Genomic DNA, 23,176 nt, shown 5'->3' on the forward strand with positions numbered 1-23,176 from the left:
AGACCAGCGGCCCCCAACCACGCCACCACCGGCCCCCAACGAGACAATCAGCACCGCCAGCCAGTGGCCCCCAAACACACGATCAACGGCCCCCAGCAGCGCTGATATTCAACTGGCTCATCCCCTGCCTGGGTGACATCACCTTGAAGGCGTTGACACCCGAGAAGATCGAAATGGCGATCCGCAAGCCGTTCGACTACAAGGGCAGACCCGGTTCAGAGAACACAAGGGCGGAAATCCTTCGCGTCCTGAAGACTGCCCTCGAGTTGGCTACGCAACGCCAACGGATCGCCCGGAACCCAGCCGAGACCGTGCGGTTCAAGCCGGTCGAGGAGGTGGAGATTACCCCGATGGAACGTGAGGAGGTGGCTGCATTCTTCAAAGCCGCAAGCCTCCGTCCCGACGTCGCAAGGTGGCTCGTCGGGTTCACCCTGGGTCTCCGGCAAGGTGAGGTCCTGGGGCTGAAGTGGAGCGACTTCAACCTCGAGACCGGCGTGGTGAAGATCCGCCGGCAGTGGGTTCGCCGGACGTACCTGCACGGCTGCAAGCAGGAGTCGAAGTGTCCGAACAAAGCCGCGAAGTGCCCAGACCGCATCCTGCAGGATCGGGTGCAGCTGTTGAAGACGAAGGCCAGCAAGCGCACCGTGATGTTGGCGGCCTCAGTGCTCCCTGTGTTGAAGAAGCACCGTGCAGCGCAAGCCCAGCGGCGGCTGCGGGCGTCGTACTGGGATGATGGAGACTGGGTCTTCACCAACAATGTCGGGCAGCCGATCGAGCACCGGCGGGACCTTTCCGACATCAAGAAAATTTGCCGTGATGCTGGCATCCCGGAGCGTCGTGTGCACGATATGAGGCACCAGCTTGCGACGGCCTTCATGCTTGGCGGCGTTTCTGAGCGGGAGTTGATGTCCTGGTTTGGGTGGACATCGACCCGTATGGCTGGCCGTTATCAGCACGTCGTCGACGAGGCCAAGCGGAACGCTGCTGAAGCGCCCCAGGTTTGATGCCGCTCCTGTTTGAGTCAAGGAGAATGAGCACTATGCCCAAGATCATCGATCCAGAGTTGAAAGCACGAGCTGTGCGTCTGGTCACCGAGCACCAGTCTGAGTACCCGTCGCTGACGGCCGCGGCAGCGGCCGTGGCCAAGCAGCTGGGGTTGGGGAAGGAGACCGTGCGACGCTGGGTGGTTCAGGCCCAGGTCGACACCGGCGAACGCGAAGGCACCACCACCGAGGAGCTGGCCGAGGTGAAGCGGTTGAAGGCCGAGAACCGGCGCCTGCGAGAAGACGTCGCGATCCTGAGAGCGGCAACGACTTTCTTTGCGGGGGAACTCGACCCCCGCAACCGATGATGGCCGGCTTCATCGACCAGATGAAGGCCGACGGGTTCGCGGTCGAGTCGATCTGCCGGGTGCTGCGTGAGCAGGGCTGCCAGATCGCCGCAAGAACCTACCGCTCCTGGAAGGCCAGGACCACCACTGTCGCGGCGCGCACCATCGGCGACGCCCACGTCCTGGACAAGGTCCGGGATCTGGCCTGGGTAACCAACCATGTTGGGCAGCGCCAGATGACACCAGAAGGCCTCTACGGACGCAGGAAGATGACCGCGCTGGTGCGGCGCCAGCCCGGGTTCGCTGAGGCGTCGGCGGGCAGTGTGGACCGGGCCATGACGGCTCTGGGACTGTCGGGGGTGCGCCGTGGCAAGGGTATCCGCACCACCATCCCCGCCAAGGACGGCACCCGCGCCGGTGACCTGCTCGATCGGGACTTCACCGCCCCCTGGCCCGATCACACCTGGGTGATGGACTTCACCTATGTCCGGACCTGGGCAGGGTTCGCCTATGTCGCGTTCATCCTCGACGTGTACTCACAGCGCATCGTGGCCTGGCACGCCGCAGCGAGCATGCACACCGACCTGGTGCTGACCCCGTTGCGGATGGCTGTATGGCAACGAGACCGAGAAGGTCGCCCGATCCAGCCCTGGCGTTCCTCCGGTTTGTCGAGATCGACGCCGAGTGATTTCTGCTCGATCATCGTCTTGGCGGCGGGAATGACCACGTCGATGTAGCCGCGCTCCGACGTTGCACGCTCGAAACGGACGTTCGTCGTGACGTCCTCCATTCCGACCACGTCACGCAGCAGTTGCAGCCAGAATGTGTGCGTGTCGCCCTTTTCGGATCCGCGGCCGGCCCATTGGTCGGCGAAATGTCGCGCACGCGCGACACGACTCTTCGCAGCTGCAGTGCCTAGTCGACCCGATGTTGTGCTTGCTGCCATCGTTGCCCTTTCGTCCCCGCTGACCTTAGCGTTCGGTCAACAGTTCGCTGTCGCGAGGAGTCAACTCGGCAGGCGACTTGCTTACATGGCTTGGCGGGAGGGGACTCATCGGCTTCAGCAAAGCGAAGGGGAGCGGTGCGGGCGAGCCCGCTCGAGAGCACCACAGACCGGTTGCCGGCAGGGGCGTGGCCCGGAGAGGGAGCAGACACTCTCTCGGGCCACGCCTACAGGTCACTTGCTACACGATTGCCACGTAGTAGGAGGTGCACCACTCCGACCGGTTGGTCGGCGTGACACACGCCTTGACGACACCGGTCTGAGCCAGGCTGTACGAGCCCGAGTTCACCGAGGTCTTGCCTGAGGGGACGCGTGCTCCACCGAGGCTTGTGCCGCCGGCGGTACGCAGGAACACGAGGTCGCCGGTGGACGCGTTGACGAGCTGGGCGTGCACGTTCGATCCGCATCGCCACAGGTAGACCGTGCGGCCGTCCTTCGAAGCGATCTTCACGCTGTTGCACGTCGCGGCTTGCGCTTCGGTCGCGCTGGCAGCCGGCACCAAGCCGACCACTGCGACGCATGCGAGCACCGCGGCTCTGAATAGTCTCTTCCTTGAGCTTTCCTTCCGGGGGATCGGGACGAGGTCGTTCTCGTCTGACCCCAAACTAGCCCGGCGCCGCTGCCAGCGAGGTCACTTCGGAGAGAATAGTCGCAGCTTCATGAGGCCGCCGCCGATGAAGGCAATGGTGCAGGCCAGAACCTAGGTCCGGTAAGCCGCCGGCTCGGGTGGGGTGGCAGGGTCGCAGCGATTACGAACTCGATGCCGCCTACCCGGCCTCCGCCCTCGGCTGCTCGCCGCGTCCGGGACGGAAGGCGTTGATCGCCGTCCCCAACAGGATGCCGACCGCAGGCAGAGCCGAGAGCACCACACCGACGATGTAAAAAATCGACGTCTCGTCCACGCCCGCCAACTTCATGAGGATCTTCGGGCTGGCAACCAGCGGAAGGATCAGGAGCGCGAGCGCAATCTTGCGGAGGGCGGCGGCACCCAAAGAACCGGAAGTGGCACGTCGGTCGGACGGTGCCCAACCGCTCGCGATGACCGGCCACCAGACGAAATGGTGGACCCAGCTCACCGGGGAGATGAGGAGCATGCACCCGGCAGCGAAGCCGAGCGACTGCTCCGGCAGCTGATCACGGGCGCGGTAGATAGCCACGCCCGCCAACACGATCGCAAGGCCGACAGCAACAGCCCATGCCGGGAATCCGAAACCGGCGCGTTCCAGAATGCCGCGCAGAGACAGGTTGTCGATGTAGTCGGTGGCGCCGACACGCGTAGGGTCCCAGATGACATGTCCCCAGTACTCGACGGACTGCGCGGGAAACACGAGAAGTCCGAGCAGCTGAGTGCCCGCGAACGTTGCCCCAGCAACGAGGATGGTGCGCCACTTCCACAGAGCAAGCGGAAGTAGGAGTAACGCCAGAGGCGTGAGCTTCACCCCGGCAGTGACGCCAACAGCAACGCCGAATAGCCACGGCCAGCGAGCCTGTGACGCCGTCAAGTAGCAGGCCGCCAAGAGGATGACGTTGACTTGACCGTAGGTCAGGGTGTCCAGGAACGGAGCAGAGATCAGCAGGAACGGGGTCAGCGCCCACGCCGGGACGCGGCCGAATCGTCCTGCGGCTCGCAGCCGGTCCATGATCCGGCATGAGACGAGGTGTATCAGGGTGACGGAGAGTGCCGTCATCACTACGTAGGTCGCCTCGAAGGGCACGAGGGCGAGTGGAGCGAAGAGCAGCGCCGCGAAGGGCGGGTAGGTGAACGGTAGACCTGGATCGCCGACCGGCCCTAGATAGGGAGCGTAGAGTCCCTGCCCGCCCTGGAGGGCGATCCGTGCGCCCTCTCGGTACACCTTGAGGTCGAGGCCGACAGGCTGGGCGAGCAACAGAACAACGAGGGCCGTTGAAGCTGCGACGAGCCAGCCGACCCATGAGCGCGCCGAAGTCTTGGTGGCTGGCTCTGCAGGCTGGTCGGTCATGGCTCGCGAGCCTATCGCCCCTGCGTTCCGGCCTCCGCCTGTAGCTGCGCGACCCGGCTCCACGTGCGGGGAGAGCGAGGCTTGGGGACGCTGCCGCTGAGCGTCAGCCATGGAGGATGGTGAGGAACTCGGACGGGGTGACGATCCGTACCCCGAGCTGCTGCGCCTTCACGTACTTCGACGTCGACGACGGCTCCGACACCAGCAGCGACGTGGTCGCCGACACACTGCCCGACGCCCGACCCCCGGCAGCTTCGATCGCCTCCGCGACCGTGGTGCGGGAGTAGCCGGGCACTGTGCCGGAGACGACGACGTTCATCCCCGACAGCGGCGAACCCGCGCTCGCGTCGCCAGCAGCTGTGTCCGTGTTCCCGGCCACGCCATCATCCGTGGAAGCTGTTGCGGTGGTGGTGACACCGGCCCTCTCGAGCTTCCCGATCAGGGTCTGGTAGTAGGGAGACGCCAGCTGGGCTGCGACCAGGGTCGCCTTCGCGGGGCCGAGGGTGAGCGCCTTCCCCGTTGACGAGTACGTCCCCATCGGCATTGCGGCGAGCTCGGCGGGCGTGGCGGCCTGGAGAGCGGCCAGCGACCCGAAATGGGTGGCGAGGCGTCGGGACACGCCGCGGCCGGTGCCGCGGAGACCGAGCGCGGTGATGACGCGGTGCAGCGGAGCCTGCTTCGCTGCGTCGAGTCCGGCGACGATCTTCGCAGCGGTCACCTTCCCGAGGAGGCGAGGGTTCCCGGTCGACGTCACACCGAGCGGCAGCGTCGCGTACTGGTCGACGGTGAGGGTGAACAGGTCCGCCAGGTCGGCGGCGAGGTCGTGCTCGGCGAGCGCTTCGGCGATCTTCACGGAGAACCCGTCGACGTCGAGGGCGTCCCTCGAGACGGCGTACGCGAGGCCGCCGGCGATCGAGCACGCCGGAGTGGAACACTTCCAGATGACGGCGGACTGGTCGAGGAGTTCACCGCAGCTGGGGCACGTGTCCGGCGCCTCGTACGGGGTCGCGTCGTCGGGGCGCAGACCGATGAGGGGTTCTTCGACGCGGGGGATGATGTCACCGGCTTTGAACACCGTCACGGTGTCACCGATGCGGAGGTCACGCTCACCGATGAAGTCGGCGTTGTGGAGGGTGGCGCGGGCGACGACGGAGCCGTCGACACCGACGGGTTCGAGGACGGCGGTGTAGGCGATGTTGCCGGTCCGTCCGACGGTCCGGTCGAAGTGGTGTCTTCACCCCTCCGGGTGTGCGGCATCCCGGGCCCCCGCCCACTCCGCGTCCTCCGGTATGTCCTTCAGGCACCGCGGGGTCCGTGAAGGCGCGGCTCACCGAACCAGGTTCCCTGTGGGTTGGCGCGAAGACGTGCCGACAGGCCACAGGGCTGGATCCCGGTCTGGGTCATAGCAGACACATGCAGCGCGTGAACGACTAGGAGAGTACGCTTAAGGTTAAGTACCAATTCTCTACGGAATGCCACGTGAACCTCCAATGGCGGAGGTCGATCGTTCAAGTGCCGATGTCCTGTCGTATGTTCTGCATCAGGAAGGTCGCAACATGTGTAACCGTACTAGTTGGAAGCGCGTGATTTCCTCAATTTCACTGATCCTCGCGCTAGCTGTTCTCTTACCCGCCGACGGTGTAGCAACCCCGCCTGATGAGACCCACGACCTCCCCGTCGGAGGTGCGAAAGCCACGGATGCTGAAGCGATCGCGGCAGTGCATGGACTGTCCAGCGGCGAGCTTAGCCGCGCGGAGAACGTGCTCGAGAACGCGCGAGCTTTGCAGGAGTCGCTCAGCGACCGGTACCCAGGGGCCTTCGGTGGGTTGTATTTTGACTACAATCCCACCCAGATAACTGTCAATTGGTTGGCGGGGAGTGCGGTCGTGCCTCCACCTGAGGTTTTGTCGCATCCCAATGTCCGGCTCAGGAGCGTGAGCTTTGAGGAGTCGGACCTCATGGCAGCGCAGGGGAAGGTGTCAAACCTTCTGCGTGAGGAAGGCGTAGCTTTCGATAGTTGGATAGACGTCCGGAAGGGAGTAGTCGCGGTCGATGTCACGGAAGACAACTACCAGCGAGTCCTGCTTCTCGTTGAGAAACGCAAGGCCTCGGACAACTCGTGGGGCGCTGTCCACGTTAGCAAGACCGAAGCGCTGTCGGTTGAAGGCGTCAACATCTTTGCTGGACTCACGACATCGTCTTGCACATCCGGCTTCGTAGTGCGAAACACTTCCACCAATGTCCGTCGTGGCACAGTCGCAGGGCATTGCGGCAACTCCCAAGTGTTCAACGGAGTAAGTTCTACGTTTGCCGGCGAATGGTACAGCGGCAGTCGAGATGTGCAGTTCCACTCGTTCGCGAGCAACCATTCTCTGATCGCGAGAATTGACCTAGGGTCGGGTGCGACCCGAAATGTCACCGCGTCGACAAGCATCAGCGGGACGGTGATTGGAACGACGGTCTGCAAGATGGGAAAGGTGACTGGGTACACGTGTGGGGCTGTGGCCTCCAAGAGCCACCTGCCAAGCTATGTTCCGTCCGGAAGTGCCACTTTCGTCAAGGTGAATCGGTTCTCGGGGGTGACTTCGCCAATCGTCCAGGTCGGTGACTCTGGTGGGCCTTGGTTCAACAACTCTACAGCGTACGGCTGGACGAGTGGCGTCGGAAATGGTGGAGCGTATGGGATTTACATGTCTCTGTCCTACCTGCCGTCCCCGTGGGTTGTAGCGCATGCGTAACAATCACCTCTGGGTTCGACTCGCGCTTGCGGGCTTAGGGGCTGCCTTCATGATCCTGCTTAGCAGTTGCACACCCTCGGGCCCCGTTGCTCAGCCATCCGCAGGCGAAACGCGACCGGGGGCTGCTGATGGATACGTGAAAACGGTGACCACTGACCACGTTCTACCCGAGTATCCGACCGCTTCGTTGTCGGGAGCTCTTCTAGTGCAAATCGCCCCGGAAATAGCCTACTTCACAATCGAAATGGACAGCACCTTGTACGGACTCATCTTTCCGCCAGGCTACCGGGCAGACGGATCAGGCGCATCAGTTCGCCTAGTTGATGCCGAGGGGGTCCGAGTCGCTGACTCTGGCTCGACCGTCACGTTTGGGGGCGGCGAGTACCCAGATGGGCGACAGAAGTGGGAAGGCCCGCCGGTGGATGCGTTCTGGTTGGTGTCCCCCTGAAAGCACCGCAGCGGTCTATCGGCTCATCACAAAGCAGGGTGTAGTGGGTCCGGCGCGTCGTTGACCGGATAGGGGTCGAGGCCTCCCGATGATGGAAGTTCTCACGCTGCCCATCTGGAAGACCTCGACGTGCCCGATGTTACCGCTGCTGCCGGCTTCGCCTGTCCTGACCTGACGACCTTCTGCCGGCTCGACGAGCTTGGCCTCGAGGTCACGGGGCAGCGTCTGGAGCCCGATCGGGCCATCCTCGCCTGTCGGGTCGTGGAGCTCGACCGTTGGTGTCGACGCTGCGGCTGTGAAGGGACCGCGCGGGGAACGGTGAAGCGGCGGCTGGCCCACGAACCGTTGGGATGGCGTCCCACTGTGCTGGAGGTCACGATCCGCCGCTACAAGTGCTCCGGGTGTGGTCATGTGTGGCGCCAGGACACCAGCCGGGCAGCCGAGCCCAGAGCGAAGTTGTCACGTCGTGGGCTGCGGTGGGCGCTGCAGGGGATCGTGGTCGCTCACCTCACCATCGCCCGCGTCGCTGAAGGGCTGGGGGTTTCGTGGAACACCGCCAACGACGCGGTCTTGGCCGAGGGCAGTCGGGTCCTGATCAACGATCCCGCCCGCTTCGACGGCGTGAGGGTGGTAGGCGTCGATGAGCACGTGTGGCGCCACACCCGCCGCGGCGACAAGTACGTCACCGTGGTCATCGACCTCACCCCAGTGCGTGACGGGACCGGCCCGGCACGGTTGCTGGACATGGTCCCGGGCCGATCCAAGCAGGCGTTCAAACAATGGCTCGCCGACCGCGACCACGCATGGCGCCAAGCGGTGGAGGTGGTTGCGATGGACGGGTTCACCGGCTTCAAGACCGCAGCCAGCGAAGAGGTTCCCGACGCGGTCGCCGTGATGGATCCCTTCCACGTCGTCCGCCTGGCCGGCGACGCCCTCGACCGCTGTCGCCGACGGGTCCAGCAGAACCTCCACGGGCACCGCGGCCGCACCGGGGACCCGCTCTACCGCGCCAGACGCACCCTCCACACCGGAACCGATCTACTCACCGACAAACAAGCAGCGCGTCTCCGAGCCCTGTTCAGCGGCGATGATCACGGCGAGGTCGAAGCCACCTGGGGCATCTACCAGCGCATGATCGGCGCCTACAGAGAACCCGACCGCGCCAAGGGCCGGCACCTCATGGACGAGCTCATCACAGCCCTCAGCAGTGGGATTCCCGCTGCGCTGGAGGAGGTCGCAACCCTGGGCAGGACACTGAAGAAGCGAGCCGCTGATGTGCTGGCCTACTTCGACCGGCCCGGCACCTCGAACGGTCCCACGGAGGCGATCAACGGCCGCCTAGAACACCTCCGCGGCTCCGCCCTCGGGTTCCGCAACCTCACCAACTACATCGCCAGATCCCTACTCGAGACTCGGGGCTTCAGACCCCAACTACACCCTCGATTGTGAAGAGCCCATAAAGACTCCGATAGTCACCACGTGTTGACGTGGAGGTGGTCGTAATGGTTCGCCGAATCCGAACCCCGATCCGCCATGTGCCGCCACCCCTCCCCATCACGGGCAACGTTCCAGATGTGGCCGTCCCAGATGATGTACTGGATGCCGAGCTGAGTCGCCCGGGACCGCAGATCAGCAGCCATCCGGTCACCGAGGTCACGACCCTCCGTCGACTTGTAGTCCGGGATCATGATGTCGATCGCCCTACCGGACGGGTGATCGTTCGTCGTGTCACGCCGATGCCCACCGATCGTGGTGATCTGCTCGTAGTTCGCCTTCACGTACCGGCCGATGTTGACGGTGGCCGGTTTCAGGCCAACCTCCCACCCTTCCGCCTGCGGCCCCGCGACCGCGTAGTACAGGAACAGGCCGGGATCTTTCGCGCGCGTGTCAGCGGGCTGCCGCCAACTCGACGTGTCCTGATGCTCAACAACCCACGCGAACGCCGGCGACCCAGGATCGAGCCTCACCGCCAAGCCCCACCCGAACGCGGCATGGAATCCGCCACCAGCTTGTGTCTGGTCGATGCGGGACACCCGTTCGGGCCGGCAGCCAGACGAACCTCCCCGGCGCCGTTCCCGAACCGTTTGTACTCCTCCGCGAGGACCTCGAGGCTCTTCGCCGCGTCGCAGCGCAGCTGGACGCTCCGGCCGGCGACGCGGGCATCACACAACCCCGACGGGATGTCGCCGCTGCTGTGTCCACCCCACGGGCCCGGCTCCACCAACGACAGGGTCCCGGTCGTGAACTGCGCGTTCCCGCCACCCCAACACCCCGCCAGGTTCGAGCCGCCATCGACTGGCACGACGGTCCCGTCGATCGCCGCCAACAGGGCTTGCGCGACCGGAGTCCACGCCTCCGACATCGGATACGTCCACTTCGCCGGCACCTGCACCGCCACCGAGGTGCGCCACGGCTCAGCGGTGCGCCACTCCTTCTTCGCAAACACGCCAGGGATGCGGTACCCGACCGGTCCGGCGCCACCAGACGCTTTCACCGCAACCTTGTGGCCCTCGATGAACGTCAACGTCGCATACGGGATCGACTGCAGAATCTGCACGTTTTCGGCTTGGGTGGCGCCGTCGGCGTACCAGCCGACCTTCGTGCGCTGCTGGAACGGGCCAGCGTCCTCGTTCTCGTCCGGGTTCAACGCCGAAGCGTTCGTGTAGAACGTCGACTCCTGCGCCATCGTGATGAGCGCGATCAGGGCGAGGCGGTCCTTGTCCGCCGCCGACACACCAGGCCAGTTCGCGTTCCGGATCGTGGTCACCATCACGGCGGCGTTGTACTGCGCCTCCTTCGTGACCGTCACCGACGCACCGTTCAGTTTCTTCAACCGCAGGTCGGTTGTGATCCCCGCCGCCGCTGCAGCAGCTTCCGAGTACGGGGTGTGCCGCATGGCCGGGTCGGCGTTGATGACCGACAACGGATCCCCGGCCGCTGCGGCGTCTCCGCTGCCTGGGCCAGCAGCGGGCGCAGGTCGTCCTCGGAGTCGGGATCGGCATCGCTTTGTGCCTGTTGTTCGAGATGACCGGCAGCATTCTCCCGGGCGTGGTGTTCCACGTCCTGCTCAACATCAGCGGCAACGTCTCGGCCGACGACCAGGGCCGGGAGCTCATCGCCGCCGGCGCCATCATGCTCGTCGCGGTCGCCTACGCGATCCACTTGTGGGTCCAGGTCCGGGCGCGAGCGGCTGGAGCAACCGAAGGCGCCTCAGCCGAACCGAGCAGGGACGGCGCCCGGGAAACAACTACTGCGACAGGCCCGTCCAACTAGCGAGCGCCTCAGCAGCTCAGGCTGCGTGGGTTGCGGAACTCAGCGGGGCATCCGCGTCATCGGCAGGTGCGGGATACCGAAATCCAGGAACTCGTCCCCGGAAACGCGGAACCCGAACTGCTCGTACCAGGCGGTGAGGTGCGCCTGCGCGTCGATGTCGATCCGTTCATCGGCGTGGGCCTCGACGGTGGAGCGGAGCAGCATCCGGGCGAGCCCCCGGCCTCTGCTGTCGGGGTGGGTGACGACCCGGCCGATGCGGAGGGCTTCCGAGGCGCGCAGCACCCGCAGGTACGCGATCGGTCCTGTGGCGGCATCGCCGGGGATCCACACGTGCCGGGTGGTCGGTACCAAGTCATGGCCATCGAGTTCGGGGTAGGCGCACGCCTGCTCCACCACGAACACGTCGACGCGCAGCCGCAGGATCTCGTACAGCTCCCGCGTGGTCAGGTCGGCGAAGGCCTTGTCGATCGTGTGCACGAGGCCAACGTAGTCGCCGACGGGAGGTCGTCCCCACCCCGACGCCCCGGTCGTGTGACCCTCCCGCCTGTAGCCTGACGACGTGCCAGCGCCAGCCACCATCGCCCTGCCCCTTCGTCGTCGCGCAGCCGACCGCGCCAGAATTCCGCTGAGACGGCTGCTGGTCCTCACCCTGGCAGCTTTCGTGGTCGCCTCCCTCGGCCTCGTCGCCCGGACGGCGCCACCTGCGGCGGCCGACACCAGCAACGGCGCCTGGGTCTACAGCACCCCCGGCAGCCACTCGGTCAACGGCAGGGAGTGGCGGACATCGTGCGAGCAGTACTCGACCACCGTGTTCCGCTGCCGCACCGACATCCTCGCGCGGACCGTCGTCGTCTCGGGTGGCCGCTATGTCGAACGCAACTCCTATGTGTTCAACAACCTGACCTACCTGGCCTCGCCCCGCAAGAACTGGGCCGGCAACCCCTTGGCGCAGAACAAGGAGTGGACCGCCGACGACGGCCGCAGGTGGCGCACCGAGTGCGACACCCCGCAGACGGGACGCGACGGCTGCCGCAGCTGGGCCATGGCCACTGTCGTGGCCAAGCGCGGGAGTGCATTCGTGCAGGAGACGAAGATGGTCTTCAACAACATCGTGCTGTTCGCCGACGGCGTGATCGCGCGCCCTGGGACGGCGCGGCAGTCCTATGTCTCCCGGGAGCTGATCGGTCACTCGGTCGAGGGCCGTGAGCTGTGGGCCTACCAGGTGGGGGATCCCGACGCCGACAACGTGGCACTGGTCCTGGGCCAGATGCACGGCGAGGAGCCTGCCGGGACGCTCAGCGCCTGGGGAATGGTGAACGACCACCGGGAGGTCTCCGGAGTCCAGCTGTGGGTAGTCCCCAGCATGAACCCTGACGGCCACGCCAGGAATCGGCGCCAGAACTCCAACGGCGTCGACCTGAACCGCAATTGGCCCGTCAACTACGAGCAGAACGAGAAGGGCAACCGCTACTACTCCGGCACCGGACCGCTGAGCGAGCCGGAGTCACAGGCGATGGCCGCCTTCATCGAGAAGATCCGGCCGGACCGGATGGTCTCCATCCACCAGCCGCTGACGGGTGTCGACAACTACAGGATCAAGGACCGCGGCCTCCACGACGCCCTGGTGCGGGAACTCGGGCTGCCGTCGCGCAGCCTCGACTGCGGGGGTGAGTGCCGCGGCACCATGACGCAGTGGGTCAACGCCACCACCGACGGGGCCGCCATCACGATCGAGTACTCCGCCAACGTCAGCGACCACTACGCCGCCATCACCGCCCGAGACGGCTTGGTCCGAGCGCTGGGCGGCACCTATTCCTGACCGGTGAGCGAGCCGCCGGCGATGACGGTCAGCTCGTCCTGACGCGTGAGACCCATCGGCAGGTCCCGGCCGTCGACCCAGGCGAGCACGTCCGCCGCAGTCTCGGCCAACGCCCTGGTGCTCAGGCCGGCGCGCTGGGCCGGCGCATGGTCGCGATCCATCATTCCCGCGTACTCAGGGAGGGGAACCCACATCGGGATCGCCCCGGGACCCGCCCAGAACCCGACTCCCTGCTCGAGCAGCCGGTCGGGTTCTGCCCACTCGATATCGGGGTGGGCGCCGACACCGTCTCCGACCTCCGAGAGGAACTGCGAGCGGGGGACCGGCTGCCCGATCGCGTCGAAAGTGCCAGTGGTCCCGTCCTCGATGATGCGCACCGTCCAGTCCGCCAGGTCGCGGGCGTCGATCCACTGGGCGGGATCATCCATCGGCAGCGGGGCCAGGTAGGGCTTGCCGTCCAAGGAAGACTGGCGCAGCCTCGACGGCCAGTGGGCGAACCGGCCCGAGGCGTCGCCGGGCCCGACGATCAGGCCGGGGCGCAGGATTGTCGCCCGCGTCGCACCCTCGCGCACGTGGGCCTCGCAGGCCACCTTCCTGCCGCCGTAGGTCTCGGGTGAGGCCTCGGTGTCGTCGGGCTCCGGTGCCAGGAGTGGCGTGTCGTCCGGGCCGCCCCCGGGCACGGAGAGATCTGAGTACACGCTGATTGTGGACACGAACACCCAGTGGGCGGTCGGGAACGCCGCCACTGCCGCCCGGACGTGGGAAGGGGAACCGGATACGTCGACGACCGCGTCGAAGCCACCAGCGACCAGTCCCTCCGGCACGGGCTGGTTGCGGTCCCAGCGGACGAACGTCGCAGCCTCGGGTGGCTCGCCCGAGGTGCCCCGGGCGGCACAGGTCACGTCGTGTGTGCGCGCGGCGGAGCGGGCGATGGCGGCCGACAGGAACGCGGTACCGCCCAGGACGAGGATGCGCATGCGCCAAGCGTAGGCGCACCCCCGCCGCGGCGATCAGCTGTCGTAGGTGTTGATGTGGACGTGGTCCAGGTGGTTGGAGGTGTGGCTCCCGCGGTCACCCATCGGACGCCAGCCCTCGGAGTTGCGGGAGACGGACCAGATCCGCTGGTCCCAGATGATGTAGTCGATGCCGAAGTCCGAGGCGTGGGCCTTGTAGTACAGGGCGATCTCCCAGCCCAGCAGGATGCCGCTGTCGGTGCGCCAGTTCGGGATCATGACGTCGACGGCGCGGCCGGCGGGGTGGTCCGGGGTGACGTCGCGACGCCAGCCGTACATCGTCTTGATCTGGGGGTAGTTCGCCCAGACGTGGCGGATGACCTTCTTGGTGTTCTCGTTGGTGTAGTCAAGACCGCTGGAGTTGCCACGGTTGAGTGACTCCGGCGGGTTGGTGATCTTGCCGTTGACCGTCAGCACGCCGCTGTCCTGGTCGAACGTCGAGGGGGGTAGCTGCGCGGTGCCGGGGGTGAAGTACACGATGTTGTTGAACACCCACTTGTCGCCGGCGAAGATGAACGAGCGGCAGGCGTTGGCGCCGGTCCAGGAGTCATTGCAGGAGGTCACCCACTGGCGGCGGTCGGAGGTGAAGAAGCCCGACTTGGCGAGGTTGTTGCCGTACCAGTTGGCGTGGTCGGTGGCGAGGTAGGTGAGGTTGTTGAACACCCACTTGCCCTCGGACTTGATCTCGGCGCGGCAGCGGGTGATCCGCGCGTCGTACTTCGCGCAGGTCGTGTGCCACTCCCTGCCGTTCACCGTGTGGTAGCCGGGGGTGGTGTAGACGTTGACGTCGTCGTCGGCTGTCGCCGTGGCGGGGTTCGTGAGGATTGTGAGGCTGGCGACCAGCGCCAGCAGCAGCGCCGGTAGCGCGAACAGTTTCCTGGTCAAGGTGGTTCTCCGGGGTGAGAGGGCTGGCGCGACCGGCAGCCCGTGGGCAGGGATCACAGCCGCGGCGACTTCCCCCGTGCGCCGGGACCTGCAGTGGTACCGGCAGTGCCTGGTGACTGCGGATGCCACACACGATAGGCCAATCCTGACCACAGTGCGGGGCTGCGCCGCATTCGTCGGCGCTGGTCAGCGCAGTTGCGCCCGCGCGAGGACCCTCTCGTCGAGGTGCACGACGGCGAGCTCGGGGATGTTCGGCTGTGCCATGTCGCAGTAGAAGTCGTCCCCGTCGTAGGGGCTCGTGATGGTCATGGCGGCGACGCTACTCCACTCCCGCCCGGGGCTGATGCCGTGGAGTAGGGTTGCCGCATGGCTGATCCCGAACTGGTCAAGAACGAGGCAGAGCAGCGCTACGAGATCCATCTCGACGGCAAGCGCATCGGTTTCATCGACTACGTGCGCGACACGGACGTCGTCGCCCTGCCCCACACCGAGGTGGACAAGGAGTACGGCGGCAAGGGCTACGCCCAGAAGCTGGCGGACTTCGCGCTGGCCGACATCCGCGACACCGGCCTGCTCGTGCGGCCCGCGTGCTCGTTCATCAGGAAGCACATCGAGCGCAACCCTGCGTACGGCACCCTGGTGGCGGCCGACTGAACGCAGTGGTTCCGGCGGCGTCGGCGCAGGCCCGCCGTCCCCGGGTCAATCCCGTCCTGCTCGTCCTCGTCGCGATCGTCAGCGTCCAGACGGGCTCCTCCTTTGCGAAGCTCCTGTTCGACCAGACCAGCCCGTACGGCGTCACCCTGTTGCGGGCCGTGTTCGCGACTCTGGTGCTGCTGGCGATCGCACCGCCCCGCCTGCGCGGGCGTACCCGCGCTGACTGGGGCTACGTCGTCGCCTACGGCCTGTGCCTGGCGGGCATGAACCTGCTGTTCTACCTTTCGATCGCCCGCATCCCGATCGGTCTGGCCGTGACGCTCGAGTTCATCGGACCGCTGCTGCTCGCCGTCAGGGGCGCCAAGCGGGCGGTGGAGTTCGGCTGGGTGTTGCTCGCCGCCGGGGGAGTGGCGCTGCTCGGTGCCTTCCCGGCGGAGGCCGACCTGCTGGGCATGGCTCTGGCGGTTGGTGCGGGTGCCTTCTGGGCCGCCTACATCGTGCTCGCCGGCCCTGTTGGCGTGCGCTGGAGCGGCGCCACCGGGGTGACCGTGGCCAGCGGTGCCGGTGCCCTGGCGCTGGTCGTGCCGGGCCTGGCCCTGTCCGGTCCCGAGTTGCTGTCCTGGCGCGTGCTCGGCCTCGGTCTGGTGGTCGCGCTGCTGGCCACCGTGATCCCGTACGGACTGGAGATGTTCGCGCGCCGCAGCATCCGGTCACACACCTTCAGCATCCTGATGAGCCTCGAGCCCGGCGCCGCCGCCCTGCTCGCGTTCCTGATCGTGGGGGAGTTGCTCGGCTGGCAGGAGTGGCTGGCGATGCTGTGCGTGGTGGCCGCGTCCATCGGGGCCACCTGGAGCTCCAGCACCCGCCGCGGGGCCACGGGAACGCGAACCGCGCCGAGTGCGGCACAATGAGGCGTGGAACAGTCCAGAACCCTCTCGAAGGAGAAACGATGAGTGGAGTCATCACCGTCCGCCGCCCAGACTACGCGGAACAGGTTGAGCTGACCACCACGACCACCGGACTGGACATCTTCGGCACCGACAGGACGGTCGTCGCAATGCGCGTCGGCGAGGAGATCCTCGACCTGCAGCGCGAGTTGGGCGACGGCGACGTCGTCGAGCCGGTCCTCGTGGACAGCCCGGAGGGCCTGGCGATCCTGCGCCACTCCGCGGCCCACGTGACCGCGCAGGCCGTCCAGAACCTGCACGGGGAGGCGAAGCTCGGCATCGGCCCGCCCATCGTCGACGGCTTCTACTACGACTTCGAGACCGCACCCCTCACGCCCGAGGACCTGAAGGCCATCGAGAAGCAGATGGGCCGGATCGTGAAGGAGAAGCAGCGCTTCGTGCGTCGCGCCGTCTCGGACGACGACGCGCGTGCCGAACTCGCGGCCGAGCCCTTCAAGCTCGAGCTCATCGCCGACAAGGGCAGCGCCAGCGATGACGACGGCTCCTCCGTCGAGGTCGGTGCCGGCGAGCTGACCATCTACGACAACGTCCGACGCGACGGGTCGGTGGCCTGGAAGGACCTGTGCCGCGGTCCCCACGTGCCCAACACCGGCTACCTCGGCAACGGCTGGGCCCTGACCCGGTCGTCGGCCGCCTACTGGCGCGGTGACCAGAGCAACGCCGGCCTGCAGCGCGTCTACGGCACCGCGTGGGCGACCAAGGAGGAGCTCCAGGCATACAAGACCCGCCTGGAGGAGGCCGCCAAGCGCGACCACCGCAAGCTCGGCCAAGAGCTCGACCTGTTCAGCTTCCACGAGATCGTCGGATCCGGCCTGCCGCTGTTCCACCCCCTCGGGGGCGTCATCAAGCGCGAGATGGAGGACTACGTCCGCGCCCGGCACATCGAGGAGGGTTTCGACTACGTCGGCACCCCTCACATCGCCAAGGAGGAGCTCTTCTACACCTCCGGGCATCTTCCGTACTACGCCGACGGCATGTTCCCGCCGCTGCTGGAGGACGCGGAGCGCGATGAGCAGGGCAACGTGGTCAGGGGCGGCCAGGCCTACCGGCTGAAGGCGATGAACTGCCCGATGCACAACCTGATCTTCTCCTCGCGCGGCCGCTCCTACAGGGAGCTGCCGCTGCGGTTCTTCGAGTTCGGAACCGTCTACCGCGACGAGAAGTCCGGGGTGGTGCAGGGCCTGACCCGCGTGCGCTCGATCACGCAGGACGACTCCCACAGCTACGTGGCCAAGGAGCAGGCTCCCGACGAGGTGCGCCACCTGCTGCGCTTCATCCTGTCGCTGCTCAACGACTTCGGCATGACCGACGTCGCGCTCGAGGTCTCGACCCGTGACGAGGACGGCAAGAAGAAGGACAAGTTCATCGGCTCCGACGCCCAGTGGGACGAGGCGACCGCCATCCTGCAGCAGATCGCCGACGAGTCCGGGCTGCCCGTGGTGGCCGACCCGGGTGGCGCCGCCTACTACGGGCCGAAGATCTCGATCCAGGCCCGGGACGCCATCGGACGCACCTGGCAGATGTCCACCATCCAGTACGACTTCAACCAGCCCGAGCGGTTCCAGCTCCAGTACACCGCCAGCGACGGCTCGCACCAGCAGCCGGTCATGATCCACTCGGCCAAGTTCGGCTCGATCGAGCGGTTCATGGGCGTGCTGATCGAGCACTACGCGGGCGCGTTCCCGGCTTGGCTGGCACCCATCCAGGTGGTGGCCATCCCGGTGGCCGGCGAGTTCGACGAGTACCTGGGTGGCGTCGTCGCGCAGTTGCGCGCGGCCGGTGTCCGGGTGGAGTTCGACACCTCCGACGACCGCTTCCCCAAGAAGATCCGCAATTCGGCCAAGCTCAAGGCGCCGTTCGTGCTGATCGCCGGCGGCGAGGACCGCGACGCGGACGCGGTCTCGTTCCGGTTCCGCGACGGATCGCAGCGCAACGGTGTCCCCGTCGCCGAGGCAGTCGCGGAGATCGTCGGGTTCATCGCCTCGCGCTCCAACGAGTCCCCGACGGCGAATGCCTGACATCGAGGACAGCTCCACCCTGGCCGGGGTCCCGGACGCATTCCAGCGCCTGTGGACCCCGCACCGGATGGTCTACATCCACGGCCAGGGCAAGCCCGAGGGCGACCACGACTGTCCGTTCTGCACGTCCCCGACGAAGGATGACGCGGACGGGCTGGTCGTGGCACGGGGAGAGCACGCCTACGTCGTGATGAACCTGTTCCCGTACTCGCCGGGCCACCTGCTGGTGTGTCCCTACCGCCACGTCCCGGACTACACCGACCTCACCGCGGACGAGACCCGGGACGTCGCGGAGCTGACGCAGCGCGCCATGCGCGTGCTGCGACGGGTCAGCGGACCCGACGGCTTCAACCTCGGCATGAACCAGGGCGAGGTGGCCGGCGCCGGGATCGCCATGCACCTCCACCAGCACGTCGTCCCGCGATGGGGCGGCGACATGAACTTCCTGCCGGTGATCGGCCGCACCCGCGCCCTTCCGCAACTGCTCGACGACGCCCGCCGCCTGCTGGCCGCGGCCTGGGACGAGTGAGGCCATGACTGGGCTGAGGCGTCTGGGCGTGCATCTCGTCTGGCGGCTCGGAGGGCGGATCCCGCACCGGCTGCGCAACGTGCTGTGCGTCGTCGGTGCGGTGCTGGTGCACCGGTTGCCCCTGGGCGGCCTGAAGCAGTGGGACAGCAACTTCCGCAAGGTGATGGGCCGCCACCCGACCCACGCCGAGCGTCGCCTCCTCGTGGAGTCCTGGCTCCGCAACAACCTGATGTCGCTGTCGCTCGCGAACTGGAGTGACGAGGACGTCCTCAGCCGTTGCATCATCTCCGAGCACCACCTCGCGCGGCTGCGGACCTCCCTTGCCGGTCCCGGACTCGTGGTGGCGCTGCCGCACATGGGCAGCTGGGACTTCGCCGGCGCCTGGTGCGCCCGTGAGGGCATCAAGGTGGTCAGCGTCGCCGAACGGCTGCCCGCGGGCCTCTACGAGAAGTTCCGCGAAGCCCGCGAGGGCATGGGCATGGACATCCACCCGATGGGCAAGCGCGCTCTGATGGACGCACTCGCCGACGACGTCCGGGCCGGTCGGATGGTGTGCCTGCTCAGCGATCGCGACCTGTCGCGCCGCGGCGTCGACGTGCCCTGGCCGACGGACGACCACCCGCTGGTGGTCGGCGTCCCCATGGGCCCTGCTCTGCTGGCTGCCCGCACCGGGGCGGACCTGCGGGTGGTGGTCACCATCTTCCGGGGCGACAGCGTCGAGCTGCGCGTCTCGGAGCGCATCGAGGTGACCTCGGTGAAGGAGACCATGACCGACGTCGTGGCGGCCTTCGCCGAGGGCGTGGACGCCGCACCCACCAGCTGGTTGATGCTGCAGCGGCTGTTCCGGCCATGACGCTGCGGGTGGTGCTGGTGTGCCCGTACTCACTCGACGTACCGGGCGGGGTCGGCACCCACGTCCTCGGTCTTGCCGGCTGGTTGGCGGAGCAGGGCAACGCCCCGACGGTGATCGCCCCTGGCACCCGCAGGCCGGGGGCCGGGCCGGGTGTCGAGGTCGAGCTCCTGGGACCCGCCACCGGGCTGCCCTTCAACGGCTCGGTCGCCAACCTCGCACTGGCGCCGCGACAGTCCCGTCGCGCCGTCGCCCTCCTGGGCGGCGCGGACGTGGTCCACGTCCACGAGCCGCTCACCCCAGGTGTCGCGCACGCCGCCGCGCGGGCCGCGTCGCGGCTGGTGGTCACGCACCACGCGAGCTTCCAACTCCCGAGCCCCCTGCACGCCGCGCTCCGGCTGCGGGCGCGAGCGCTGGGCCCGCGGGTCAGCCTCGCCGTCTCCCCGGAGGCGGCCGAGACCGCCGTGGCCGTCACGGGGCTGCTCCCCACAATCGTCCCCAACGGGATCGAACTGCCCCCCGCTCCGCCGCCTCGCAACCGGTGGCGCGGCGGCGCGCGACCCCGGATCGGGTTCCTGGGGCGCTCCGACGAGGCGCGCAAGGGCTTCGACGTCTTCGCCGCACTGGCGGGACTCGCGCCGCGGGCGGGCCTGGACGCGGAGTTCGTCGCGGCCGGTCCCGGTCGGGTCCGAGACCCGGCGGTCCAGCACCTGGGAACCCTCGACCCCGAGGGCCGCGCCAGGTTCCTGGCCGGGACCGACGTCCTGGTGGCACCCAACACCTCGGGCGAGAGCTTCGGGATGGTCCTGGTGGAGGCCCTCGCCGCCGGCTGCGACGTCGTGGCGAGTGACCTGCCCGCGTTTCGCCGGGTGCTGGCAGCCGCAGGCGTGGGAGACGTGTTCGAGACCGGTTCCGCCACAGCGGCGCTGGCCGTACTTCGCGAGCGGCTGGGCTCTCCAGTCGAGCCCCTCGTGGCGCACGCGGCGGCGGCCCGCTGGAGCTGGGAGAGGGTCGGTCCCCAAGTGGCCGGCGCCTACGGCGAGGTTGTGGGGATGGCCTAGGATTCTGGAATGAGCCAAGCGCAGCCGGCCCCTGAATGGGACACCGACAAGGTGCTCACCGTCCCAAACCTCATTTCCTTCGTCCGGCTGCTCGGCGTCCCAGTCTTCGGGTGGTTGATCATCGCCGGCCACGACGTCTGGGCCGTGGGCATGCTCGCCCTCTTCGGCGCCACCGACTGGTTGGACGGCTGGCTCGCCCGCAAGCTCAAGCAGCGCTCGCCCCTGGGGATCCGGCTCGACCCAGCCGCGGACAGGCTCTACATCCTCATGGCAATCATCGCGCTCGTGGTGCGCGGAATCCTGCCGTGGTGGATGCTCGTGGTGCTGCTGGCCCGAGACGTGATGCTGCTGATGCTGGTCCCGCCCATCCGACGGGCCACCGGCAAGCTCGCCCTGCCCGTCCTGCGCACGGGCAAGGCCGCCACCATGTTCCTCCTGATGGCCTTCCCCCTGGTGCTGATCGGATCGGCCAAGTCGCTGGGCATCCAGGCCGCGTTCTGGGTCGGTTGGACGTTCGCCGTGGCCGGCGCGGTCCTCTACTGGACCTCCGGCATCATGTATCTGAGGCGCACCGTCGAGATGGCGCGGGAGCGCAGGGAAGCGATCGATGGCTCGCCCTGACCAGAGCATGAGCCTGCTGACCGACCTGCAGGAGAACGCCCTGGAACCGGAGTACCGAACCGCGCACGAGCGCGGCGAGAAGCGCTCGCCCGGACTCCGTGCAGTAACCGCCGCGCTCCTGGCCGCTCTGCTGGTGCTGGCCGGGGTCAACACCTTCCGCACGTCGGGTGAGGCGGCCTCGGAGCGGCAGGGGCTGTTGGACCAGATCGAGACCACCGAAACAGGGCTGGCCGAGATGGAGGAGGAGATCCGCCAACTGGAGGGCGAGATCCAGGACCTGAGCGATGACCAGGTCACCGACCCCCAGCTCCGTGCCCAGCTCGACCTCCTGGCACCCCTGGCGGGCGACGTCGCCGTCAGCGGCCCGGGGATCGTGGTCCGGGTCGACGACGCAGCCACCGCCGGGGGAGAGGGTGTGGTCTTCGACTCCGACCTCACACGACTGGTCAACGGCCTGCGGCAGGCGGGTGCCGAGGCGATCGCCATAAACGGGCGGCGCCTGACGTCACTGACGCCCATCCGGTCCGCCGGCTCGGCGATCACCGTCGACTACGTGTCCCTGAACCCGCCCTACACGGTCGAGGTGATCGGGGACCCCAACACCCTCCAGGCAAGGTTCGCGAGGACGTCTGCCATGGTGTGGTGGAAGTACATCAGTGACAATTACGGCGTAGGATTCAGCATCCGGGTGGCCGACGAGGACCTGCAGCTCGAGGCCGATCCCGGCATGGTCCTGCGGTACGCGGAGAAGTGACGTAGGGGGAACGGGCAGATGCTGGCAGTCATCGGAATCATCGTCGGGGTAGCCGTGGGGCTGCTCCTGGAGCCCACCCTGCCCGTCTTCCTGGAGCCCTACCTGCCCATCGCCATCGTCGCCGCGCTCGACGCCATCCTCGGTGCGGCGCGCTCGCACCTCGAGGGCGTGTTCTCGGACAAGGTCTTCGCGGTCTCGTTCATCTCGAACGTCCTGATCGCGGGTCTGATCGTCTTCGTGGGCGACCAGATCGGGGTGGGAGCGCAGCTGTCCACGGGCGTCGTCGTCGTGCTCGGGATCCGGATCTTCAACAACGCGGCCGCCATCCGCAGGAAGATCTTCCATGCCTGAGGAGCCCACGCCCCGCCGCGGACTGCCCACCGAGTCGGAGGCGGACCAGACACCCGAGCCCGAGGACGTGGCGCAGCCCGAGGCGGCCCCTGCCAATCCTGTGCCGGAGCCCCCACCCGGCGCGCGAGGACGGATCATGGCGTTCCTGAGGCCCGGCAAGGGCCAGTTGGTGGTCGCGGTGGTGCTGGCGCTGACCGCCATGCTCGTCGTGCTCACGCTGCGCTCGCAGGCGGCCGCCCCCGACTACTCCAACCTGCGTCGTGCCGAACTCGTCCAGCTGCTGGACAACCTGGCGGCCGAGACGCGTCGCCTCGAGGCTGAGGTGAGGGACCTGCAGACCACGCGCGACGAGCTCGCCAGCGGCGCCGAGGGGGCGCAGGTGGCCGAGGAGGAGGCCCAGCGCCGGCTCGACCAGCTCCAGATAATCGCCGGCACCGTCCCGGTCGAGGGGCCCGGGATCCGCATCATGGTGCAGGACCCCGAGAACAAGGTCAGCCCGGAGCTGCTGCTGGACGCCCTGGAGGAGCTCCGCGACGCCGGGGCCGAAGTGGTCGAGTTCAACGACTCCGTGCGCGTCGTGGCGTCCACCTGGCTGGCGCTGGACGCCCAGGGCCGGGTGGTCGCCGACGACGTGGTCCTGGAGGCGCCCATCATGATCGAGGCGATCGGGGACCCGGCCACCCTGGAGGCGGGCGCGCGCTTCCGCGGCGGACTGGTGAGCGAGATCGAGGGGCCGCGGGTCGGCGGCACGGTCGAGATCGACCAGCTGGAGGAGATCGCGATCTCCTCCGTGGTCGTGGCGGAGGAGAACGAGTTCGCCCTTCCCAACTGAGCGTCGCTGGGTTGGGTATGCTCGGGCCACCGATAAGCTTGTGGCGGGTG

At 67.4% G+C, this 23,176-nt stretch carries 24 protein-coding genes and 3 pseudogenes; 16 read left to right on the top strand and 11 right to left on the bottom strand.

Annotation, left to right across the window (positions count from 1 at the left end; all coding sequences use genetic code 11):
• The first annotated feature begins 173 nt into the window (after positions 1-173).
• A complete protein-coding gene (locus FOJ82_RS11705; protein ID WP_143938683.1) occupies positions 174-1,004 on the top strand; it encodes a tyrosine-type recombinase/integrase in 831 nt (276 codons plus the stop codon).
• A 35-nt stretch (positions 1,005-1,039) separates the two neighbouring features.
• Positions 1,040-1,975 (top strand): annotated as a pseudogene (locus FOJ82_RS16725) (IS3 family transposase); the annotation flags it as partial.
• A gap of 67 nt (positions 1,976-2,042) precedes the next feature.
• On the opposite strand, the pseudogene FOJ82_RS16965 reads toward FOJ82_RS16725, so the two are convergent.
• The 5 genes and pseudogenes from FOJ82_RS16965 to FOJ82_RS16895 all read right to left on the bottom strand — a co-directional run.
• Positions 2,043-2,276, bottom strand: a pseudogene (locus tag FOJ82_RS16965) (type IIL restriction-modification enzyme MmeI); the annotation flags it as partial.
• A 238-nt stretch (positions 2,277-2,514) separates the two neighbouring features.
• The gene (locus FOJ82_RS11725) at positions 2,515-2,784 is read right to left on the bottom strand and encodes a hypothetical protein (protein WP_143938686.1); all 270 of its coding nucleotides are present in this window, start codon (positions 2,782-2,784) and stop codon (positions 2,515-2,517) included.
• 316 nt (positions 2,785-3,100) lie between these two features.
• Positions 3,101-4,312, bottom strand: coding sequence for a glycosyltransferase 87 family protein (locus FOJ82_RS11730; RefSeq protein ID WP_185975766.1), 1,212 nt, complete (start codon positions 4,310-4,312; stop codon positions 3,101-3,103).
• 103 nt (positions 4,313-4,415) lie between these two features.
• Positions 4,416-4,856, bottom strand: a complete 441-nt coding sequence (locus FOJ82_RS16890) for a BRCT domain-containing protein (protein ID WP_342780588.1) — start codon at positions 4,854-4,856, stop codon at positions 4,416-4,418.
• Between the two features lie 12 nt (positions 4,857-4,868).
• Positions 4,869-5,516, bottom strand: a pseudogene (locus tag FOJ82_RS16895) (hypothetical protein); the annotation flags it as partial.
• A 379-nt stretch (positions 5,517-5,895) separates the two neighbouring features.
• Here FOJ82_RS16895 and FOJ82_RS11740 point away from each other — a divergent pair.
• Positions 5,896-7,050, top strand: a complete 1,155-nt coding sequence (locus tag FOJ82_RS11740; RefSeq protein WP_143938689.1) for a chymotrypsin family serine protease — start codon at positions 5,896-5,898, stop codon at positions 7,048-7,050.
• Positions 7,051-7,627: 577 nt separating this feature from the next.
• Entirely contained in the window at positions 7,628-8,947 is a 1,320-nt protein-coding gene (locus FOJ82_RS11745) for an ISL3 family transposase (protein WP_143938690.1), read from the top strand.
• 23 nt (positions 8,948-8,970) lie between these two features.
• Here FOJ82_RS11745 and FOJ82_RS11750 read toward each other — a convergent pair whose 3' ends face one another.
• Together FOJ82_RS11750 and FOJ82_RS11755 are read right to left on the bottom strand one after the other, a co-directional pair.
• The gene (locus tag FOJ82_RS11750; protein ID WP_143938691.1) at positions 8,971-9,465 is read right to left on the bottom strand and encodes a VldE C-terminal domain-containing protein; all 495 of its coding nucleotides are present in this window, start codon (positions 9,463-9,465) and stop codon (positions 8,971-8,973) included.
• Positions 9,462-10,421, bottom strand: a complete 960-nt coding sequence (locus FOJ82_RS11755; protein ID WP_143938692.1) for a hypothetical protein — start codon at positions 10,419-10,421, stop codon at positions 9,462-9,464. Before FOJ82_RS11755 ends, FOJ82_RS11750 begins: the two co-directional genes overlap by 4 nt.
• A 101-nt stretch (positions 10,422-10,522) precedes the next feature.
• Between FOJ82_RS11755 and FOJ82_RS11760 the strand changes: the two genes are divergently transcribed.
• Entirely contained in the window at positions 10,523-10,771 is a 249-nt protein-coding gene (locus FOJ82_RS11760) for a hypothetical protein (protein ID WP_143938693.1), read from the top strand.
• A gap of 39 nt (positions 10,772-10,810) precedes the next feature.
• Here FOJ82_RS11760 and FOJ82_RS11765 read toward each other — a convergent pair whose 3' ends face one another.
• Positions 10,811-11,248 (bottom strand): GNAT family N-acetyltransferase, encoded by a 438-nt coding sequence (locus tag FOJ82_RS11765; RefSeq protein ID WP_246099861.1) that lies wholly within the window; start codon positions 11,246-11,248, stop codon positions 10,811-10,813.
• A gap of 82 nt (positions 11,249-11,330) precedes the next feature.
• On the opposite strand from FOJ82_RS11765, the gene FOJ82_RS11770 reads away from it, so the two are divergent.
• Complete coding sequence (locus FOJ82_RS11770) at positions 11,331-12,590, top strand: DUF2817 domain-containing protein (protein WP_143938695.1); 1,260 nt, start codon at positions 11,331-11,333, stop codon at positions 12,588-12,590.
• On the opposite strand, the gene FOJ82_RS11775 is transcribed toward FOJ82_RS11770, so the two are convergent.
• The 3 genes from FOJ82_RS11775 to FOJ82_RS16900 form a co-directional block, all read right to left on the bottom strand.
• Positions 12,581-13,567 (bottom strand): NAD-dependent epimerase/dehydratase family protein, encoded by a 987-nt coding sequence (locus FOJ82_RS11775; RefSeq protein ID WP_143938696.1) that lies wholly within the window; start codon positions 13,565-13,567, stop codon positions 12,581-12,583. The two genes, FOJ82_RS11770 and FOJ82_RS11775, sit on opposite strands and share 10 nt — an antisense overlap.
• A 33-nt stretch (positions 13,568-13,600) precedes the next feature.
• Complete coding sequence (locus tag FOJ82_RS11780; protein ID WP_143938697.1) at positions 13,601-14,488, bottom strand: VldE C-terminal domain-containing protein; 888 nt, start codon at positions 14,486-14,488, stop codon at positions 13,601-13,603.
• 186 nt (positions 14,489-14,674) lie between these two features.
• Entirely contained in the window at positions 14,675-14,797 is a 123-nt protein-coding gene (locus tag FOJ82_RS16900; protein ID WP_281279943.1) for a hypothetical protein, read from the bottom strand.
• 57 nt (positions 14,798-14,854) lie between these two features.
• On the opposite strand from FOJ82_RS16900, the gene FOJ82_RS11785 reads away from it, so the two are divergent.
• Genes FOJ82_RS11785 through FOJ82_RS11830 form a run of 10 tightly spaced genes read left to right on the top strand, consistent with a single transcriptional unit; the run spans position 14,855 to position 23,126 of the window.
• Entirely contained in the window at positions 14,855-15,142 is a 288-nt protein-coding gene (locus tag FOJ82_RS11785; protein WP_143938698.1) for a GNAT family N-acetyltransferase, read from the top strand.
• Between the two features lie 5 nt (positions 15,143-15,147).
• A complete protein-coding gene (locus tag FOJ82_RS11790; protein ID WP_143938699.1) occupies positions 15,148-16,053 on the top strand; it encodes an EamA family transporter in 906 nt (301 codons plus the stop codon).
• A 38-nt stretch (positions 16,054-16,091) separates the two neighbouring features.
• Positions 16,092-18,128, top strand: a complete 2,037-nt coding sequence (thrS, locus tag FOJ82_RS11795) for a threonine--tRNA ligase (protein ID WP_143938700.1) — start codon at positions 16,092-16,094, stop codon at positions 18,126-18,128.
• Positions 18,121-18,657 (top strand): HIT family protein, encoded by a 537-nt coding sequence (locus FOJ82_RS11800; RefSeq protein ID WP_143938701.1) that lies wholly within the window; start codon positions 18,121-18,123, stop codon positions 18,655-18,657. The genes thrS and FOJ82_RS11800 overlap by 8 nt, the downstream gene beginning before the upstream one ends.
• 4 nt (positions 18,658-18,661) lie before the next feature.
• Positions 18,662-19,510, top strand: coding sequence for an LpxL/LpxP family acyltransferase (locus tag FOJ82_RS11805; protein ID WP_143938702.1), 849 nt, complete (start codon positions 18,662-18,664; stop codon positions 19,508-19,510).
• Complete coding sequence (locus FOJ82_RS11810; RefSeq protein WP_143938703.1) at positions 19,507-20,568, top strand: glycosyltransferase family 4 protein; 1,062 nt, start codon at positions 19,507-19,509, stop codon at positions 20,566-20,568. The genes FOJ82_RS11805 and FOJ82_RS11810 overlap by 4 nt, the downstream gene beginning before the upstream one ends.
• A 9-nt stretch (positions 20,569-20,577) precedes the next feature.
• The gene (locus FOJ82_RS11815; RefSeq protein WP_143938704.1) at positions 20,578-21,189 is read left to right on the top strand and encodes a CDP-alcohol phosphatidyltransferase family protein; all 612 of its coding nucleotides are present in this window, start codon (positions 20,578-20,580) and stop codon (positions 21,187-21,189) included.
• Positions 21,176-21,943 (top strand): DUF881 domain-containing protein, encoded by a 768-nt coding sequence (locus tag FOJ82_RS11820; protein ID WP_143938705.1) that lies wholly within the window; start codon positions 21,176-21,178, stop codon positions 21,941-21,943. Before FOJ82_RS11815 ends, FOJ82_RS11820 begins: the two co-directional genes overlap by 14 nt.
• An 18-nt stretch (positions 21,944-21,961) precedes the next feature.
• Positions 21,962-22,294 (top strand): small basic family protein, encoded by a 333-nt coding sequence (locus FOJ82_RS11825; RefSeq protein WP_143938706.1) that lies wholly within the window; start codon positions 21,962-21,964, stop codon positions 22,292-22,294.
• A complete protein-coding gene (locus tag FOJ82_RS11830) occupies positions 22,287-23,126 on the top strand; it encodes a DUF881 domain-containing protein (protein ID WP_246099862.1) in 840 nt (279 codons plus the stop codon). The genes FOJ82_RS11825 and FOJ82_RS11830 overlap by 8 nt, the downstream gene beginning before the upstream one ends.
• Positions 23,127-23,176: the final 50 nt, after the last annotated feature.

Source organism: Tessaracoccus rhinocerotis (assembly GCF_007197885.1).
GTDB lineage: Bacteria > Actinomycetota > Actinomycetes > Propionibacteriales > Propionibacteriaceae > Arachnia > Arachnia rhinocerotis.

What these genes read in the sequence shown, in the direction of transcription:
- FOJ82_RS11820 (WP_143938705.1), top strand. Translation starts at nt 21,176, where the DNA reads ATGGCTCGCCCTGACCAGAGCATGAGCCTGCTGACCGACCTGCAGGAG.
- FOJ82_RS11775 (WP_143938696.1), bottom strand. Translation starts at nt 13,567, where the DNA reads ATGCGCATCCTCGTCCTGGGCGGTACCGCGTTCCTGTCGGCCGCCATC.
- FOJ82_RS16890 (WP_342780588.1), bottom strand. Translation starts at nt 4,856, where the DNA reads ATGCCGATGGGGACGTACTCGTCAACGGGGAAGGCGCTCACCCTCGGC.
- thrS (WP_143938700.1), top strand. Translation starts at nt 16,092, where the DNA reads ATGAGTGGAGTCATCACCGTCCGCCGCCCAGACTACGCGGAACAGGTT.
- FOJ82_RS11800 (WP_143938701.1), top strand. Translation starts at nt 18,121, where the DNA reads ATGCCTGACATCGAGGACAGCTCCACCCTGGCCGGGGTCCCGGACGCA.
- FOJ82_RS11830 (WP_246099862.1), top strand. Translation starts at nt 22,287, where the DNA reads ATGCCTGAGGAGCCCACGCCCCGCCGCGGACTGCCCACCGAGTCGGAG.
- FOJ82_RS11810 (WP_143938703.1), top strand. Translation starts at nt 19,507, where the DNA reads ATGACGCTGCGGGTGGTGCTGGTGTGCCCGTACTCACTCGACGTACCG.
- FOJ82_RS11760 (WP_143938693.1), top strand. Translation starts at nt 10,523, where the DNA reads ATGACCGGCAGCATTCTCCCGGGCGTGGTGTTCCACGTCCTGCTCAAC.
- FOJ82_RS16900 (WP_281279943.1), bottom strand. Translation starts at nt 14,797, where the DNA reads ATGACCATCACGAGCCCCTACGACGGGGACGACTTCTACTGCGACATG.
- FOJ82_RS11705 (WP_143938683.1), top strand. Translation starts at nt 174, where the DNA reads ATGGCGATCCGCAAGCCGTTCGACTACAAGGGCAGACCCGGTTCAGAG.
- FOJ82_RS11825 (WP_143938706.1), top strand. Translation starts at nt 21,962, where the DNA reads ATGCTGGCAGTCATCGGAATCATCGTCGGGGTAGCCGTGGGGCTGCTC.
- FOJ82_RS11730 (WP_185975766.1), bottom strand. Translation starts at nt 4,312, where the DNA reads ATGACCGACCAGCCTGCAGAGCCAGCCACCAAGACTTCGGCGCGCTCA.
- FOJ82_RS11785 (WP_143938698.1), top strand. Translation starts at nt 14,855, where the DNA reads ATGGCTGATCCCGAACTGGTCAAGAACGAGGCAGAGCAGCGCTACGAG.
- FOJ82_RS11815 (WP_143938704.1), top strand. Translation starts at nt 20,578, where the DNA reads ATGAGCCAAGCGCAGCCGGCCCCTGAATGGGACACCGACAAGGTGCTC.
- FOJ82_RS11805 (WP_143938702.1), top strand. Translation starts at nt 18,662, where the DNA reads ATGACTGGGCTGAGGCGTCTGGGCGTGCATCTCGTCTGGCGGCTCGGA.